17 protein-coding genes are annotated in these 13,468 nt (G+C 66.6%); 5 read left to right on the forward strand and 12 right to left on the reverse strand.

Annotation, left to right across the window (positions count from 1 at the left end; all coding sequences use genetic code 11):
* Nucleotides 1–746: class I tRNA ligase family protein (locus SCH01S_RS11215; protein ID WP_046348911.1), on the reverse strand; the 746-nt coding region annotated here is incomplete at its 3' end.
* 3 nt (nt 747–749) lie between these two features.
* Nucleotides 750–1,229 carry a DUF3576 domain-containing protein gene (locus SCH01S_RS11220; protein ID WP_046348912.1) on the reverse strand — a complete coding sequence of 160 codons (480 nt, stop codon included), beginning with the start codon at nt 1,227–1,229 and terminating at the stop codon, nt 750–752.
* A gap of 183 nt (nt 1,230–1,412) precedes the next feature.
* Between SCH01S_RS11220 and SCH01S_RS11225 the strand changes: the two genes are divergently transcribed.
* Both SCH01S_RS11225 and SCH01S_RS16805 read left to right on the forward strand, forming a co-directional pair.
* A complete protein-coding gene (locus tag SCH01S_RS11225) occupies nt 1,413–2,129 on the forward strand; it encodes a hypothetical protein (RefSeq protein ID WP_046348913.1) in 717 nt (238 codons plus the stop codon).
* Between the two features lie 56 nt (nt 2,130–2,185).
* Complete coding sequence (locus SCH01S_RS16805) at nt 2,186–2,416, forward strand: hypothetical protein (protein WP_046348914.1); 231 nt, start codon at nt 2,186–2,188, stop codon at nt 2,414–2,416.
* A 57-nt stretch (nt 2,417–2,473) separates the two neighbouring features.
* On the opposite strand, the gene SCH01S_RS11235 is transcribed toward SCH01S_RS16805, so the two are convergent.
* A complete protein-coding gene (locus SCH01S_RS11235) occupies nt 2,474–3,007 on the reverse strand; it encodes a thiamine phosphate synthase (RefSeq protein WP_046348915.1) in 534 nt (177 codons plus the stop codon).
* Nucleotides 3,008–3,029: 22 nt separating this feature from the next.
* Between SCH01S_RS11235 and SCH01S_RS11240 the strand changes: the two genes are divergently transcribed.
* Both SCH01S_RS11240 and SCH01S_RS11245 read left to right on the forward strand, forming a co-directional pair.
* Complete coding sequence (locus SCH01S_RS11240) at nt 3,030–3,689, forward strand: YggS family pyridoxal phosphate-dependent enzyme (protein ID WP_046348916.1); 660 nt, start codon at nt 3,030–3,032, stop codon at nt 3,687–3,689.
* The gene (locus SCH01S_RS11245) at nt 3,686–4,348 is read left to right on the forward strand and encodes an HAD family hydrolase (RefSeq protein ID WP_046348917.1); all 663 of its coding nucleotides are present in this window, start codon (nt 3,686–3,688) and stop codon (nt 4,346–4,348) included. The genes SCH01S_RS11240 and SCH01S_RS11245 overlap by 4 nt, the downstream gene beginning before the upstream one ends.
* Before the next feature lie 154 nt (nt 4,349–4,502).
* On the opposite strand, the gene ribA is transcribed toward SCH01S_RS11245, so the two are convergent.
* From ribA to SCH01S_RS11260, 3 genes are all read right to left on the reverse strand, one after another.
* A complete protein-coding gene (gene ribA, locus SCH01S_RS11250; RefSeq protein WP_046348918.1) occupies nt 4,503–5,546 on the reverse strand; it encodes a GTP cyclohydrolase II in 1,044 nt (347 codons plus the stop codon).
* Nucleotides 5,543–6,334, reverse strand: coding sequence for an exodeoxyribonuclease III (locus tag SCH01S_RS17225; RefSeq protein ID WP_046348919.1), 792 nt, complete (start codon nt 6,332–6,334; stop codon nt 5,543–5,545). Before SCH01S_RS17225 ends, ribA begins: the two co-directional genes overlap by 4 nt.
* A 193-nt stretch (nt 6,335–6,527) precedes the next feature.
* Nucleotides 6,528–7,139, reverse strand: a complete 612-nt coding sequence (locus SCH01S_RS11260; RefSeq protein WP_046348920.1) for a LolA family protein — start codon at nt 7,137–7,139, stop codon at nt 6,528–6,530.
* 208 nt (nt 7,140–7,347) lie between these two features.
* On the opposite strand from SCH01S_RS11260, the gene SCH01S_RS11265 reads away from it, so the two are divergent.
* Nucleotides 7,348–7,953: a CatB-related O-acetyltransferase gene (locus tag SCH01S_RS11265; protein ID WP_052733908.1), complete on the forward strand. Its 606-nt coding sequence runs from the start codon at nt 7,348–7,350 to the stop codon at nt 7,951–7,953.
* A gap of 83 nt (nt 7,954–8,036) precedes the next feature.
* On the opposite strand, the gene SCH01S_RS11270 is transcribed toward SCH01S_RS11265, so the two are convergent.
* From SCH01S_RS11270 to SCH01S_RS11295, 6 genes are all read right to left on the reverse strand, one after another.
* Nucleotides 8,037–8,912: a SurA N-terminal domain-containing protein gene (locus tag SCH01S_RS11270; protein ID WP_046348921.1), complete on the reverse strand. Its 876-nt coding sequence runs from the start codon at nt 8,910–8,912 to the stop codon at nt 8,037–8,039.
* A 110-nt stretch (nt 8,913–9,022) separates the two neighbouring features.
* Complete coding sequence (locus SCH01S_RS11275) at nt 9,023–9,922, reverse strand: hypothetical protein (protein WP_046348922.1); 900 nt, start codon at nt 9,920–9,922, stop codon at nt 9,023–9,025.
* Nucleotides 9,923–9,935: 13 nt separating this feature from the next.
* Nucleotides 9,936–10,430 carry a glycosyltransferase gene (locus SCH01S_RS15900; RefSeq protein WP_052733909.1) on the reverse strand — a complete coding sequence of 165 codons (495 nt, stop codon included), beginning with the start codon at nt 10,428–10,430 and terminating at the stop codon, nt 9,936–9,938.
* Entirely contained in the window at nt 10,427–10,882 is a 456-nt protein-coding gene (locus tag SCH01S_RS16490; protein ID WP_046348943.1) for a glycosyltransferase family protein, read from the reverse strand. Before SCH01S_RS16490 ends, SCH01S_RS15900 begins: the two co-directional genes overlap by 4 nt.
* On the reverse strand, nt 10,882–11,964 hold the full coding sequence (locus tag SCH01S_RS11290; protein ID WP_052733910.1) for a Gfo/Idh/MocA family protein: 1,083 nt from the start codon (nt 11,962–11,964) through the stop codon (nt 10,882–10,884). Before SCH01S_RS11290 ends, SCH01S_RS16490 begins: the two co-directional genes overlap by 1 nt.
* 72 nt (nt 11,965–12,036) lie before the next feature.
* Nucleotides 12,037–13,218 (reverse strand): ATP-binding protein, encoded by a 1,182-nt coding sequence (locus SCH01S_RS11295; RefSeq protein ID WP_245612240.1) that lies wholly within the window; start codon nt 13,216–13,218, stop codon nt 12,037–12,039.
* Nucleotides 13,219–13,468: the final 250 nt, after the last annotated feature.

Consider the following 13,468-nt stretch of genomic DNA (forward strand, 5'->3'; position numbering starts at 1 on the left):
CCACCCCCGGCCCCTCCCGCAAGCGGGAGGGGAGAAGAGAGCCTGAACCTAAACTGCAGGCCCTGGCTCTTGCCGATCCAGTTTTCCTGCATCAGCCGGACCTTGTCGGGCCATTGGTCGAGGGTCTGGAGGCCGTCGAGCAATTCCTCGGCGAAGTCGGTGATCTTCAGGAACCACTGCGAGAGCTTGCGCTTCTCGACGAGCGCGCCGGACCGCCAGCCGCGGCCGTCGATCACCTGCTCGTTCGCGAGCACGGTCATGTCGACCGGATCCCAATTGACCGCCGATTCCTTGCGATAGACGAGGCCGGCCTCGAACAGGTCGAGGAACAACGCCTGCTCTTGGCCGTAATAATCGGGCTCGCAGGTGGCGAGCTCGCGGGACCAGTCGAGCGCGAAACCCAGCGACTTCAGCTGGTCGCGCATCGTCGCGATATTGGCGCGGGTCCAGGTGCCCGGGTGCACGCCCTTTTCCATCGCGGCATTTTCGGCCGGCATGCCGAACGCGTCCCACCCCATCGGGTGGAGCACTTCCATGCCCTTCATTCGCCGATAGCGGGCGAGCACGTCCCCCATCGTGTAATTGCGGACATGACCCATATGGATGCGCCCCGACGGATAGGGGAACATCTCCAGCACGTAGCTCTTGGGTTTGGGGCTGGCGTCGGACGCGTGGAACGTGCCCTGCTCGGCCCAGACGCGCTGCCAGCGCGCGTCGGCCGCCTTCGGGTTGAATCTGTCGGCCATGACTTACCGGATGCCGGAAGCGGCGCGCCTCAGGTCCCGCGCGCGGGTCAGGATGATGTCTTCCAGCTTCTGCACCGTTGCCGCGGCGACCGGCGCATCGACCCATTGGCCGTTCTGCTGGATCTGGCGCAAGGCCGCCACCTTCAGCGCGTCGGCGCGCAGATCCTGGTCGAGCACGGAGACGGTGAGCTTCATCCGCTCACCGGGCGAGCTCGGGTTCACATACCAGTCGGTCACGATCACGCCGCCGTTCGAATCCGCCTGCAGCAGCGGCATGAAAGACACGGTATCGAGCGCGGCGCGCCACAGATAGGAATTGACCCCGATCGTCGTCACCTTGGCAGCGGCGAGGTCCGCTTCCTTGGTCTTGTCGGGCGACTTGCCGTAGTTGAGCCCCTTGGCAAGATCATTGCGGATCGCCTGGCACGCCGACAAGGCCAAAGCGGAGGACACAAGCAGAACAAGCCGGGACGGGCGGAACATGGGTTATCCTTGGAAAACGCGCAGGGATGATCGCGCGCCGTTATAGGGGCTCGCATAGGCGGAGCAAGCCAGCTGTGGGCCTTGTGCAACACTGTGAGAAGATTCGACTCTTCCAAGGTGGCGGCCGTGCCGCGGAGTCGCTACTTGGGAAGTTCTGATAGCGGGGTGAAACGAGTCGATAAGATGCGCGTGCGTCGCACATATCTGGCTTTGGGCGTAGCGGCGGCTGCCGTTGCGGCCGTGGCCGTGCCTGCGATCGGCGCTTCCTCCGAGTCCACGCGCGCGATCCTGAAGCGCCCGGTTTCGTTGAGCGCGCGCGGTGGCATCGGGTCGTTCACGCCCGCCGCCGCCGATCCGCGCGTCGCCGCGATCTATGCGCGCGCGGGCCTCGTCAATAGCGGCTTCCGCTTCACGCCGGCATCGACCAGCCAGGCCGGCACCCATGCCGTGACGGTGGCGGTCCGCGCCGTCTCGACCGCGGCCAAGCCGGAGCCGACCCGCGTCAGCACCGCGTCGGTCAACATCACGCCGGTCGCGTATAACCTGGGCATGGCGGTGGGCTGGAAGCGGTTCGCGATCGCCGGCGACATGGCCCATGTCGACATGGGCGTCCTGCCCGGCAGCCGCGAGAAGCTGGACGTCGGCGTCAGCTATAACGCGCCGAAGTGGAGCGGACGTCTCCAGGTCGGCCAGGATCGGCCGATCGACACCGTCTCGGCCAACCTGACCGGCGGCCGCAGCGTGAACTTCGACCTGGGCGGCTCGTACGCGCTGACCAAGAACCTCGATGTGACCGCCGGCCTGCGCTACAAGGCCGAGCAGCGCGACCGCCTGCAACTGGTCGACGACGGCCGCCGCGACAGCCAGGCGGTCTATATCGGGACGGCGTTCAAGTTCTAGTTGCTGCGGCAGATTGAGCCATTGCGGCCTTAGCGCGGCCGCGTCATCCTACAGGCATGGACTTGATTTGGTACCTGGCAGCCACTGTTGCCGGTTCCGCGTTCGCGCTTTGGACGAAGCAAAAGTCGCTCGCTCTTGGGCTCCTGATCATGGGTGCTGCCAGTGTGCCGGCGGCACTTGCTGAGTTTCGGACCGGCGATTTCTGGATGGGTGAGTCCCTCATGTGGGGTCTCGGCCTCATTGTGGGAATAATCGTCATTTGCGTCGGAGAACTACGGGCGGGTTGAGCCCATCGGTGCGCTCGCTGACGAGTCTTCCGCCAACAACGTTCGCCGAGAGCTAAGCTACGTGTGGAAAGCTATCCAGGCGTCGATCGCCGCCCAGCCTAGAGCGCCCAGTCTCTCCAATCGGCGGAACCGAACTGACGTCATGCCGCCGAGCGCGATGATGGGTGCGCGCGCGGAGGCTGCGAGGCGGGCGACGCGGTGTGGGCCCAGGGTCCTTGCGCCCGGGTGCGAGCGGGTCGGGAAGACGGGGGAGAGCAGCAGCAGGGCGGCGCCGGCGCGCTCGGCTGCCCTGATCTCGCGGTGGTTGTGGACGGGGTAAAGCCTTGGGAGGCCGGTACGCGGGCCCGCGCCGTAGATCGCTTGCGCCCCCGCTTGCCGCGCCTCCTTTTCCGTGCCGGCGAACGCGACGAAGCGGCGCTGCTCCCGGATGCGGCGGGCCATGTCGAGGCGTTCTGCGAGGGGCAGCGAATAGTGGCGGACGATCACGCCGGCGCTCTTCGGCAGGCGGGCGAGCGCGTTCCATAGCGCCTCGCCTTGCCGTTCGTCGGTCAGAATCCAGACGCGCGGCAGTGCGAGGTGGCGGCGGTTCATTGCGCTGCCTATAGCAGCGCCGATGCAGGAAACTGAACGCCTCGCCGAAGTCCGCGAACGGATCGCCCGCGCCGCCAGAGTCGCGCGGCGCGACTTGGCCGACGTGACGCTGATCGCCGTCTCCAAGACCCATGCCGCCGAGACGATCGTGCCGCTGATCGAGGCCGGCCAGCGCGTGTTCGGCGAAAACCGGGTGCAGGAAGCGGAAGCGAAATGGCCGGCACTGGCCGAGCGCTATGAGGATCTTCAGCTGCATCTGGTCGGGCAGCTCCAGTCGAACAAGGCCGAGGCGGCGGTGCGGCTGTTCGACGCGATCCATTCGGTCGACCGGCCTTCGCTGGTCGACGCACTTGCCCGCGCGATCGACAGGGAAGGGCGGAGCCCGACGCTGTTCGTGCAGGTCAATATCGGCGACGAGCCGCAAAAGGGCGGGTGCGCGGTGGCCGCGCTGCCGGGGCTGCTCGATCAGGCGCGCGGGGCGGGGCTCACCATCGCCGGGCTGATGTGCGTGCCCCCTGCCGGCGTGGAAGCGGCGCCCTATTTCGCACTGCTCGCCAAGCTGGCGCGCGATCAGGGAGTGCCGCTGCTCAGCATGGGCATGTCGGACGATTTCGAGACCGCCGTGACGCTGGGCGCCACCCATGTCCGGGTCGGGTCGGCGCTGTTCGGGGCGCGCGCTTGAGATTCGACGGCATCATTTTCGACTTCGACGGCGTGCTGCTGGAGAGTGAGGCGGCGGGGAACGAACACCTTGCCGAGCTGCTGACGGAGCTCGGCTTCCCGCACACGCGCGAGGACACGCTGACCCATTACACGGGCCTGAGCGGCCCCGATTTCATCGCCGCGATCGAGGCGCGGATCGGGCGGGCGCTGCCGGACGAATTCCACCCGCGCCGGGCCGTGGAAGACGCGCGCGTGCTGGCGGAGGGGCTGGAGGAAGTCGCCGGCGCGGTCGCGTTCGTGCAGTCCCTGCCGCCGGACTGGCCCAAGGCGGTGGCTTCGTCGAGCAGCACGCATTGGGTGCGGACCCATCTGGCGCATCTCGGGCTGGAGGAGGTGTTCGGCGACAAGGTGTTCAGCGGCAAGGAACATGTCGCGCGCGGCAAGCCGGCGCCGGATCTGTACCTGCACGCTGCCGCCGCGATTGGCATCGACATTCGGCGCATTGTGATCCTGGAGGATTCGGTCGTGGGTGTAACCGGCGCGGTCGCCTCGGGCGCGCACGTGATCGGCCTTTGCGCCGGGTCTCATTGCCTGCCGGGCCACGCGGACAGGCTCCGCGCGCTCGGCGTTCACGACATCGCTACGAGCTTTGAAGAGGTGGTGCGGCTGATCGCCTGAGCGCGCGAAGCACAGAAAAGGATCGGTTCACGCGAAGACGCGAAGGGGATTTGGGCGACACGCTCGGTGCAAGCGCGTCAGCTGGTCTCTTTGCGCTTCGCGCGTGACCCGCTCGGACCTGCTTCGCGTCTTCGCGTCTTCGCGTGAACCAACCCTAAAGCTGGTGGCCTGTCCGGTCGCGCTTCGTCGCGAGATACTTCTCATTATGCGGATTCGGTGCGACGCGGTGGGGGACGCGTTCGACGACCTCGACGCCGGCCTTTTCGAGTTCCGCGACCTTGTTCGGGTTGTTGGTCAGCAGGCGGATGCGGCGCTGGCCGAGCAGTTGGAGCATGCGCGCAGCGACGCGGAAATCGCGCGCGTCGATGTGGAAGCCCAGGCGCGTGTTCGCATCGACGGTGTCATAGCCCTGGTCCTGCAGCGCATAGGCGCGGAGCTTGTTGACCAGGCCGATGCCGCGGCCTTCCTGGCGCAAATAGAGCAGGATGCCCCAGCCGGCGCCGGCGATCTCGCCGAGCGCGGCGTGGAGCTGCGGCCCGCAATCGCATTTGAGCGAGCCAAGCACGTCGCCGGTCAGGCATTCGCTGTGGAGGCGGACCAGCGGCGGATGGCCGTCCGGCTGGCCGAGGATCAGGGCGACGTGCATGTCGCCGCCCTCGGCCGAGCGAAAGGCGACGATCTCGGCCCGTTCATCCGCCTCGACCGGCAGGCGCGCGCGCGTCGCGATGCGGAGCGCGGCGGGACTTTCGAAAGCGACGATCTCGGCCGGCGTGAGCGCGTCCGCCGCAGCCGCATCGAGGACGAAGAAGGCCGGGAGCACGCCGGCGATGCGGGCCAGCTCGAGCGCGGCGTCCGCCGCCGCCTGATCGCCGACCGGCACCGCGCGGAACGGTCCTTTCAGCGGCGTCGCCAGATCGAGCGCGGGATCGGCGAGCGCGGTCCCTGCGTCGAAATCGAGCCAGGGCGCGCGTTCGATCCGGACGGCGTGGCCGGGATTAGCGGCGTCGCGCTGGTTCGCGAGCTTTAGCGTCTCGGCGCGGCTGGCGGACAGCAGGACGTCCGCCCGCGCGCCGGGATCGAAGGCTGCGAGCTGCCCGGCATCCGCCGTCTCGATCGCCAGCAGTGTGAAGGGGCCGATCGCCACCGGCCAGCCGCGACGCAGCGCGTCGATCGCGCGCGCGACGGCGTGGGGCGTCAAAAGGCGAACTCCGTCACCAGCGGAACGTGATCGGAGGGCTTGAGCCAGCTGCGGCAGGGCTCGTGCACGGCATGCGCGGTCGCGTGGCGCGCAAGTTCGGGGCTCGCCCACATATGATCGAGGCGGCGGCCGCGGTCCGACGCGGCCCAATCCTTCGCGCGGTAGCTCCACCAGGTGAAGCAGCGCTCCGGCGGGGCCACGAAGCGGCGGCCGAGATCGACCCAGTCGTGCGCGGCCTGCAAACGCCCAAGCGTCTCGACCTCGATCGGCGTGTGGCTGACCACGTCGAGCAATTGCTTGTGGCTCCAGACGTCGCATTCCAGCGGCGCGACGTTGAAATCGCCGACCATGACCGTCGGAACCCGTACGCCTTCGGACCAGGCGGTCATGCGCGCGAGGAAATCGAGTTTCTGGCCGAATTTGGGGTTGAGATCGCGGTTCGGGATGTCGCCGCCGGCCGGGATGTAGACATTCTCCAGCCGCACGCCGTTCGGCAGCCGCACGCCCAGGTGCCGCGCCTCGCCGTTCGCCTGCCAGTCGTTGCGCTCTTCCTCGATCAGCGGCAGCTTCGAGACGATCGCGACGCCGTGGTGCATCCGCTGCCCGTTCAGCAGCACGTGATGGTAGCCAAGGGCGTGGAAAGCGGCGGCGGGAAAGAGTCCGTCCTCGACCTTGGTTTCCTGCAGGCAGAGAATGTCGGGCGATTCCTGGTTCAGGAACTGCTCGACGATGCCGAGGCGGAAGCGGACCGAGTTGATGTTCCAGGACGCGAGCTTGAGCGTGTTCACGAGTGCCGACTTAGGTGCCGCCCGGTCACAAGGAAAGACCCCCGCTCCGGGGGCTTGGAGCGGGGGCCGACCGAGCGTTCGTCACGCTGGGAGGGAGGGGGCTCTCCGGGCGGGCAACAGGGGGAAATCCCGCCAAAAGCCCCTCTCCACCGAGCGAGCCCTAGGCCGGAAAACCTGTCCCGAAGATGAACAGTTACCCTCGTTTCTTTGCGGGGCGCGGATCGTCCCACTCAAACACCGTTTCGGCGACGGGAATGTTCAGCTTCTGGTTCGACAGCCGCACCGTCGTGCGGTTGTTCTGCGCGTCGAGCGCCACCCAGCCTTCGAGCATCAAGCCGCCCGGCGCGGCGGAATCCTGGGTGAACGCAAGCGTGATCGACCCGAATTGCGGTCGCCTCGGGTCGCGGGCGAGAATGGTGATCACGTCGGGCGAGGCCGACGGCACGACCTTCGCGATCCGCGACAGGTCGCGCTTGGGATCGAGCAGGATGTCGAGCGGCGAGCCGCCGATCGGATATTTGGAGACCTGGTGAACCTGGTAGTCAATGAAGTTCAGCACGCGTCCGTCGCCCACGACCAGGATCGGCACGCCCGGCTCATACTGGAAGCGGATCTTGCCCGGCTGCTTCAGGAAGACCTTGCCGGTCACCGACTTGCCCTTGCGATCGGTCTGCACGAAGTCCGCCGTCAACGTGTGCACGCCGCGCAGATGCTCCTGCACCCGGCGGATCATGCTCGGCTGGGCAATGGCAGGGGCGGCGGCAGCAATCGAAATCAGAACGGCGAAGGCAGGGCGCAAAGTCATCAATATCTCCTGGCAAAGTGCTTTCAGGCCTGGCCACTGAACCGCGCCTGAAGTCTCGATCCTTGAAACGCCAGAAACCGTCGAGCGGTTCGATGGGTGGGATTGCGCCAGCAACGCATGTCGCTGGCAGCCTGAAATCCAATGCCATTTTTCACAAGCATTGCGTAAGGATTGCGGCCGCGGCTGCCGCATTGAAGAGGAGTAATGGGTGAATCGCCTCGAACGAGCATTGCGGGTCCGGCTCGCGAAACTGCGCGGCAAGGAGCCGCCGCTCAACTACACCGCCGCGCGCCTGCCGCAATATCCCGTCGGCCGCGGCACGTACGGCGTTCCGCGCGTGTTCGATTACCCGAACAATGCAAGCCTCAGGATCGGCGCCTTCACGTCGATCGCGGCGGACGTCAGCATCTTCCTGGGCGGCAATCATCATCCCGAATGGGTCAGCACCTTCCCGTTCGGCGCGATGTGGAGCGAGCATCACCATCCCGAGCAGCCGGCCACCCGGGGCGACGTGATCATCGGCAACGACGTGTGGATCGGACGGGGCGCGATGATCATGTCGGGCGTGACGATCGGCGACGGCGCCGTGATCGGCGCCGCGGCCCTGGTCGCGAAGGACGTGCCGCCCTACACGATCGCGGTGGGCAATCCGGCGCGCAATGTGCGCCAGCGCTTTTCGCCGGAAACCGTCGACAGGCTGCTCGCCATTCGCTGGTGGGACTGGCCGGACGACCGCATCCGCCGGGCTGCCGCCAAGCTGCAAAGTCCGGACATCGAGGGATTCATCGCCGCCGTCGAGGCGGGCGAGGTCTGACGCTGCCGATGCGGCGGTGAGCCGCACAATTAGAACGAGGCCGGGAAGCGGGTTCCCGACCTCGATCATGCGCAGATATCGGTTTACTTCTCGGCTGGCGCGGCGGGCTTCTTCGGCGGGGCGAAGCCGGCCTGGTATTTCACTTCGCTCTCCGCCTTCTTCACCTTGGGCTCCAGATCGCGCTTGAGAAGATCCTGGAACTTGCGCTGCTGGAGGAGCGCCGTCGCGAACTGATTGGCCTGGTCGCCGGTCAGCGGCTGGACATCGGTGCCGGTGATCTTGTTCGCGACCATCACGCGGCCGGCCGGGATTAAGAAGATGTCGTCCTTCGGCATCTTCAGGACCTGCTGGACGAGCTCCGGATTGGCGGTGGCGACGTCGAGCTTGGATGGCGCACGCTTATACTGCAGGCCGTCCTGCTTCAGCATCGCCTCCACTTCGTCCATCGTCTTCAGCGGCTGGTACTTGCGCAGCACCTGCGGGTCCTTCGGCGCTTCGAACTGGATCTGGTCGATCGTGAAGATCTTGCGCTGCGCGAACAAGTCCGGGTTCTGCGCGATGAAGGTGTCGATTTCGGTCTGGGTCGGCTGCTTGACCGCGGCGCTCATCTGCCGCTGCAGCATCTGGACCAGGATGCTTTCCTCAGCGCGGCGTTCCTGGAGCAGGAACATCGGCGTCTTGTCGAGCCCGCGGTCGCGCGCGATGTCGGCCAGAATTCGGCGGTTGACGACCTGCTGAAGCGCCGCCTGCTCAAGCTGCTTCTTCTGGTCCGGCGCGATGTTCGCCGGGATGTTCGCGCCCTGCAGTTCGGCGTTCAGTTCGTGAACTGTGATGTCCTTGCCGTCGACGGTGGCGACGACCTGGCCCTTTTCCAGTTCCCCCTCGGCGCCTTTCTTGCCGCAGCCGGCTACGAGCAGTGCCGTCCCGACCATCAGAGTGGTGGCGATAGTCTTACGCATCTTGTTCTCCTCATCGGCGCGCCTTCCCTCAAGCGCCCCCTTTGCCGTGGCGAAACGCTATACTCGCGGCCGCCAATCCCGCACAATCAAAAGAAAGTCGCGAAATGTATTCAGCCCGCCCGTTCCAGTTGCGGGGCGGCGGCGCCGCGCTTCGCATCATATTCGTGGATCAGTTCGACCGTGGAGCGGATGTTGCCGGCACTCGATGCGCCGAACAGGATCGATTTGACATACGGTTCGCCGGTCACCCACTCGATCGCCTCGCGCGCCGGGATGGCGCCGGAGGCGAGCACGGACATGGCGATCACGCGCGCCGGCCGCTGCTCGAGCGCGTGGCGATAGCCGTCGATGCCGCCCGACATCCGGAAGCCGACCTTGTTCACATTGGCACACACGATCGGATTCGTGACGCCGACGCTTTCGAGCGCGGGCAGCAGCATCGGCAGGTTCATCGTGAAGAAGCCCGCTTCGGCATTGTATTTCGTCTTCACATGCTCCGCGAAGATGCGGAACGCGTCGTAATAGCCGAGGCCCAGCACCAGGTCGGTGACGACGTTCTGCAGGAAGACGATCGGGGTGGGGAGGCCTGCGAACATCTTCATTTCGGCATCGACGAGCATCGTGATCAGCGTCTCGACGTCGCGCGTGACCAACGCCTTGCCGCCGCGCATGATCGCGCCGACCACGCCTTCGTTGGGCAGCACCTGCTTCAGCGCGTCGAAATAGCCGTGCTCGGTCACGGCGTTCGCATATTTGTGCGCGTAGGGCATGCCCGGGCAGAAATAGAAGCCGTCCCATTTGGCCGGATCGGCGCGCACGGCGGCGGCGACATCGGCCATGCGGTCGTGGGTCGTGCAGGAAAAGCCCCGGACGCCTGCCTTCAGCGCCGACTGAAGCACGTCCAGGATCGCGTCCAGCGGCTGGAAGCGGATCAGCTGCTGGCGCGCCTTTTCCTCCGACATGTGGTTGACGCCGAAGAACTGGTTGTCGCCGAAAAGGATGCGGTCCATCGCTTTGGTCCTGTCAGGAAGTGCGGGCGGGCGCGAGAAAGGCGCCGATGCGGTCGATAAAGGCGGCAGGCGCGGCGCTGGGCAGCGCGTCGCCCGATGGAAGCGGATGAGCGAGGAGCTCGCCGATCAGCTGCTTCAGCTCGGCTTCGTCCTCTGTGATGCGCAGGCCGGGCGTGGCCGCGAAGCGGCGGGCGGTGTGGCGCTGGTGATCGGTCGTGTGTTCGCCGATCGAGCTGTCGCGGACAAGCAGCAGCATCTGCTTGCGCGCTTCCAGCGCCTGCAGGATCGACCCCATGCCGACATGGGCGACGAACAGGTCGCAGTCGTGGAGGCGCTGCGCATAATCGGCATGCGGCACGATCCGCGCCCACTCGGCATGGCGCGGCTCATAGGCGCCGCCGCCGATCTGGATGAAGACTGGGGTCTCCGGATGCTCCGCAGCCCATTCATCGACCGCGCGGACGAAGCGGTCGAAGGGCAGCATCGAGCCGACCGACGCGAAGATCACAGCACGCTTCCCCAGCAATCGACGCCCTCGGCCGCGGCCACTTCGGGCCATTGCGAGATCGTGCGATGGGCCAGCTTGCGCGCGAGCCGGCCCGATGACGACATCCGCTCCGAATTGGCGATGCTGTCGATCCAGAGCGTCCGCGCACCGGTGAGCCGCCCAAGCAGGATAAAGCTCAGCATCGGCGCCGAGCCGGTGGTGACGATCGCGCGCGGCCGCTCGCGCGCGACGATCTTCAGCGCGCGCCAAAACACCGGCAGAAAGCCCTTCAGGTCGAAACGCGAGGCGTCGGGCACAGTGTAATAGCGATGCCCCTCCACCATCGGCCGATAGCTATCGAACATCGATACGAATGCCGTGTCGAAACCCTGAAAGGCGTCGCGCAGGCGCAGCAGCTGGATCCAGTGCCCGCCGCCCGACGCCGCCGCGATCAGCCGCGGAGTCCTCGCCATCAGCGCCCCAGCCCGAAAAAGCGGCCGCGGCTGCGGGTCCGCACCGGCTCGACCGGGGCGCCGGCGACGCGCTCGCCGGCACTCGCGGCGCGGATCATCTCGATGGTCCGGTCGGTTTCGGCGGCGCTACGGAAGCTGTTCTCGACCGGCCGGCCGTCGAGGATGGCGGCGCCGAACGCCTCAAGCTGCGCCGAATATTCCTCGCCGCGCAGGTAGAAGCTGACCGGCTCGGTCAGTTCGGTGATGTATTTGACGGTCCAGCCCTTATTGTAGCCTTCGGGCGGCGCTCCGTTGCAGTGGAGCTGCAATTCCTGGCGGTCGGCGTAGATCTTGCCCTTGTCGCCCCAGATCGACACGCGCGTCGTCATCTTGCGAACGCTGTCGTCGGACCAATTGACCGACAGCTGGCCGGTGACGCCGCTGCCGAAGCGCATCGTCGCATAGACGGCGTCGTCCACTTCCGCAGACAAAGGGTTGGCGAGGATCGCGCCGGCGCAGTCCGTGGGCTGGCCGAAATACCAGTTCATCAGATTGAGCGGGTGCGCGGCATAATCGTAGAGGCAGCCGCCGCCTTCCTGCGCCGACGATCGCCAGGTCTTGTTGCTGGGCTTCAGCACGACCGGACCATAGGCTTCCGCCATGATGTGCGTGACGCGGCCGATCGCGCCGGCGTCCAGCAGCCGCTTCGCCTCGCGGAAGGTGCCGACGAACCGGTAGTGAAAGCCGACCTGGGCGACGAGCCGAGCCGCTTCCGCGCGCGCGGCGAGCGCCTCGCTCGCTTCGCCCGACAGCGTGAGCGGCTTTTCGGCGAAGACGTGCAGGCCGCGGTCGAGCGCCGCGCCGATCATTCGCTCGTGCAGCCGTGTCGGCGTCGCGATCACGACGGCGCCGAGGTCCGGGGTGGCCAGCACCTTCTCGAAATCGGTGTCGCAGACGATCCCGGTATATTTCCCGACCATCTGGCCGAGGATCGCCGATGAGTCGCACGCGGCGACGACGTCGAGCGAAGGAATGGCATTGGCGATGGAGAGGTGGGACACGCCCATCTTGCCCAGCCCCACGACCGCGGTCTTGACCTGCATAAGTTCACTCAATCCTGCACGTGACGGCACGGCGCCACGCCGGCCCCGTTGGTAGGTTTTTCGATGCCGTGTTCAGCGCGAAAGGCTGGCGCGTTCGCCGGCCAGCCGATCGGCGCGACCGGCGTCGCGCGCGACGCGCATCCACAGATAGGTGGGCAGCGGCTCCTCGCGGAACCGATAGCGGGCGGCGTCTCCCTCGGCGGCGCGCTCCAGCACGCCGGCGAGGGTCAGCTCGTTCAGGTCCTTGACCATCCGCTCGGGCGGGCAACTCTCGCAGAGCGAGAGCGCGTCCTCGGGCGTGAACCAGCCGTCGGGCGTGCTCGCCGCGCGGGCTGCCGCATAGATCATCAGCCCGTTCTGGCGGTCCAGATAGGGCTCGACCGCCGCGATCAGGCGCGGATCGATCCGCCCTGCGGCCTCGTCGACCACTTTGTCGAGCGCGCCCCAGACATCCTCGATCTCGATGCGAAGGCGCTCGGCATCGAGGGCGATCATCGATGCGTGGTGGCTGACCAGCCGGACGAGGTACGGCGAGCCGTTCGACAGCTGCTCGATAGCCTTCACGGCTTCTTCGTCGAATTCGACGCCTGCGCTCTTCTCGCCGATGCGGATCAGCGAGCGCACTTCCTCGTTCGACAAGCGCGGCATCGGCAGGCCGATGATGTTGCGCCGGATCGACGGGATGTAGCCGATCAGCTGCTGCAGGTTGGAGGCGACACCGGCAAGCACCAGCTGCACCCGCGCGGCGCGGTCGGACAGGTTCTTGATCAGCTCGGCGACGCTCTGCCGGAACTGGTCGCTTTCGGCGCGATCATATTCGTCGAGCACGATGATCACGCGCGTGCCGGTCACCTGCGCAAGCAGCTCGCCCAGCTGCCGCGCGTCGAAGCTGTCGGGCAGCCGATCCGCGAGCGAGCCCTGGTGCTCACCGACCGCGGTCGGATCGATGTCGCGCAGATAAAGCTGCGGGATGTCGCGCAGCACCGCACGGAAAATGTCCTCAAAGTCCGAAAAGGCGCCGCACGACGCGTAGACGACATTGTAGCGCGATTCCCGCGCAATATCGGCCAGAATATGGACCAGCGAGGTTTTGCCGATGCCGCGCTCGCCATAGATCACCACATGGCTGCGCTGCTCCTCGAGGATTTCGATCAGCCGGGCCAGCACGCCGAGGCGACCGGCGAACTTGCTGCGCTCCGTCACCGGCTGGGCGGGCGTGAAGACGTCGCGGAGCGTCATGCGCGCCTTGGTCAAGCGCGAGGCTTCGCCCCTGGATGCGGTCCGGTCGACGGCTGAGGAGCGAAAGGTCGGGAAACCGGATTGTGGAGCGGGGGCTTCCTCCGCCTCGCGCGCGGCATCGAGCGCAGCCTGCCGGGCGCGGCGACGTTCCAGCAGCTCGGCGCGGCCGGGCCGGCCTTGCTCTACGTCAGGCCGATTCCTGCGGAACCAACCGAAAATCCTTTTCCAAAACGCCACTGTCCGACCTCGCAAAACTCTGACCGGC

It is taken from the genome of Sphingomonas changbaiensis NBRC 104936, from assembly GCF_000974765.1.
GTDB classification, from domain to species: domain Bacteria; phylum Pseudomonadota; class Alphaproteobacteria; order Sphingomonadales; family Sphingomonadaceae; genus Sphingomonas_B; species Sphingomonas_B changbaiensis.

What these genes read in the sequence shown, in the direction of transcription:
- SCH01S_RS11220 (WP_046348912.1), bottom strand. Translation starts at nt 1,229, where the DNA reads ATGTTCCGCCCGTCCCGGCTTGTTCTGCTTGTGTCCTCCGCTTTGGCC.
- SCH01S_RS11225 (WP_046348913.1), top strand. Translation starts at nt 1,413, where the DNA reads ATGCGCGTGCGTCGCACATATCTGGCTTTGGGCGTAGCGGCGGCTGCC.
- SCH01S_RS16805 (WP_046348914.1), top strand. Translation starts at nt 2,186, where the DNA reads ATGGACTTGATTTGGTACCTGGCAGCCACTGTTGCCGGTTCCGCGTTC.
- SCH01S_RS11235 (WP_046348915.1), bottom strand. Translation starts at nt 3,007, where the DNA reads ATGAACCGCCGCCACCTCGCACTGCCGCGCGTCTGGATTCTGACCGAC.
- SCH01S_RS11240 (WP_046348916.1), top strand. Translation starts at nt 3,030, where the DNA reads ATGCAGGAAACTGAACGCCTCGCCGAAGTCCGCGAACGGATCGCCCGC.
- SCH01S_RS11260 (WP_046348920.1), bottom strand. Translation starts at nt 7,139, where the DNA reads ATGACTTTGCGCCCTGCCTTCGCCGTTCTGATTTCGATTGCTGCCGCC.
- SCH01S_RS11270 (WP_046348921.1), bottom strand. Translation starts at nt 8,912, where the DNA reads ATGCGTAAGACTATCGCCACCACTCTGATGGTCGGGACGGCACTGCTC.
- SCH01S_RS11275 (WP_046348922.1), bottom strand. Translation starts at nt 9,922, where the DNA reads ATGGACCGCATCCTTTTCGGCGACAACCAGTTCTTCGGCGTCAACCAC.
- SCH01S_RS16490 (WP_046348943.1), bottom strand. Translation starts at nt 10,882, where the DNA reads ATGGCGAGGACTCCGCGGCTGATCGCGGCGGCGTCGGGCGGCGGGCAC.
- SCH01S_RS11290 (WP_052733910.1), bottom strand. Translation starts at nt 11,964, where the DNA reads ATGCAGGTCAAGACCGCGGTCGTGGGGCTGGGCAAGATGGGCGTGTCC.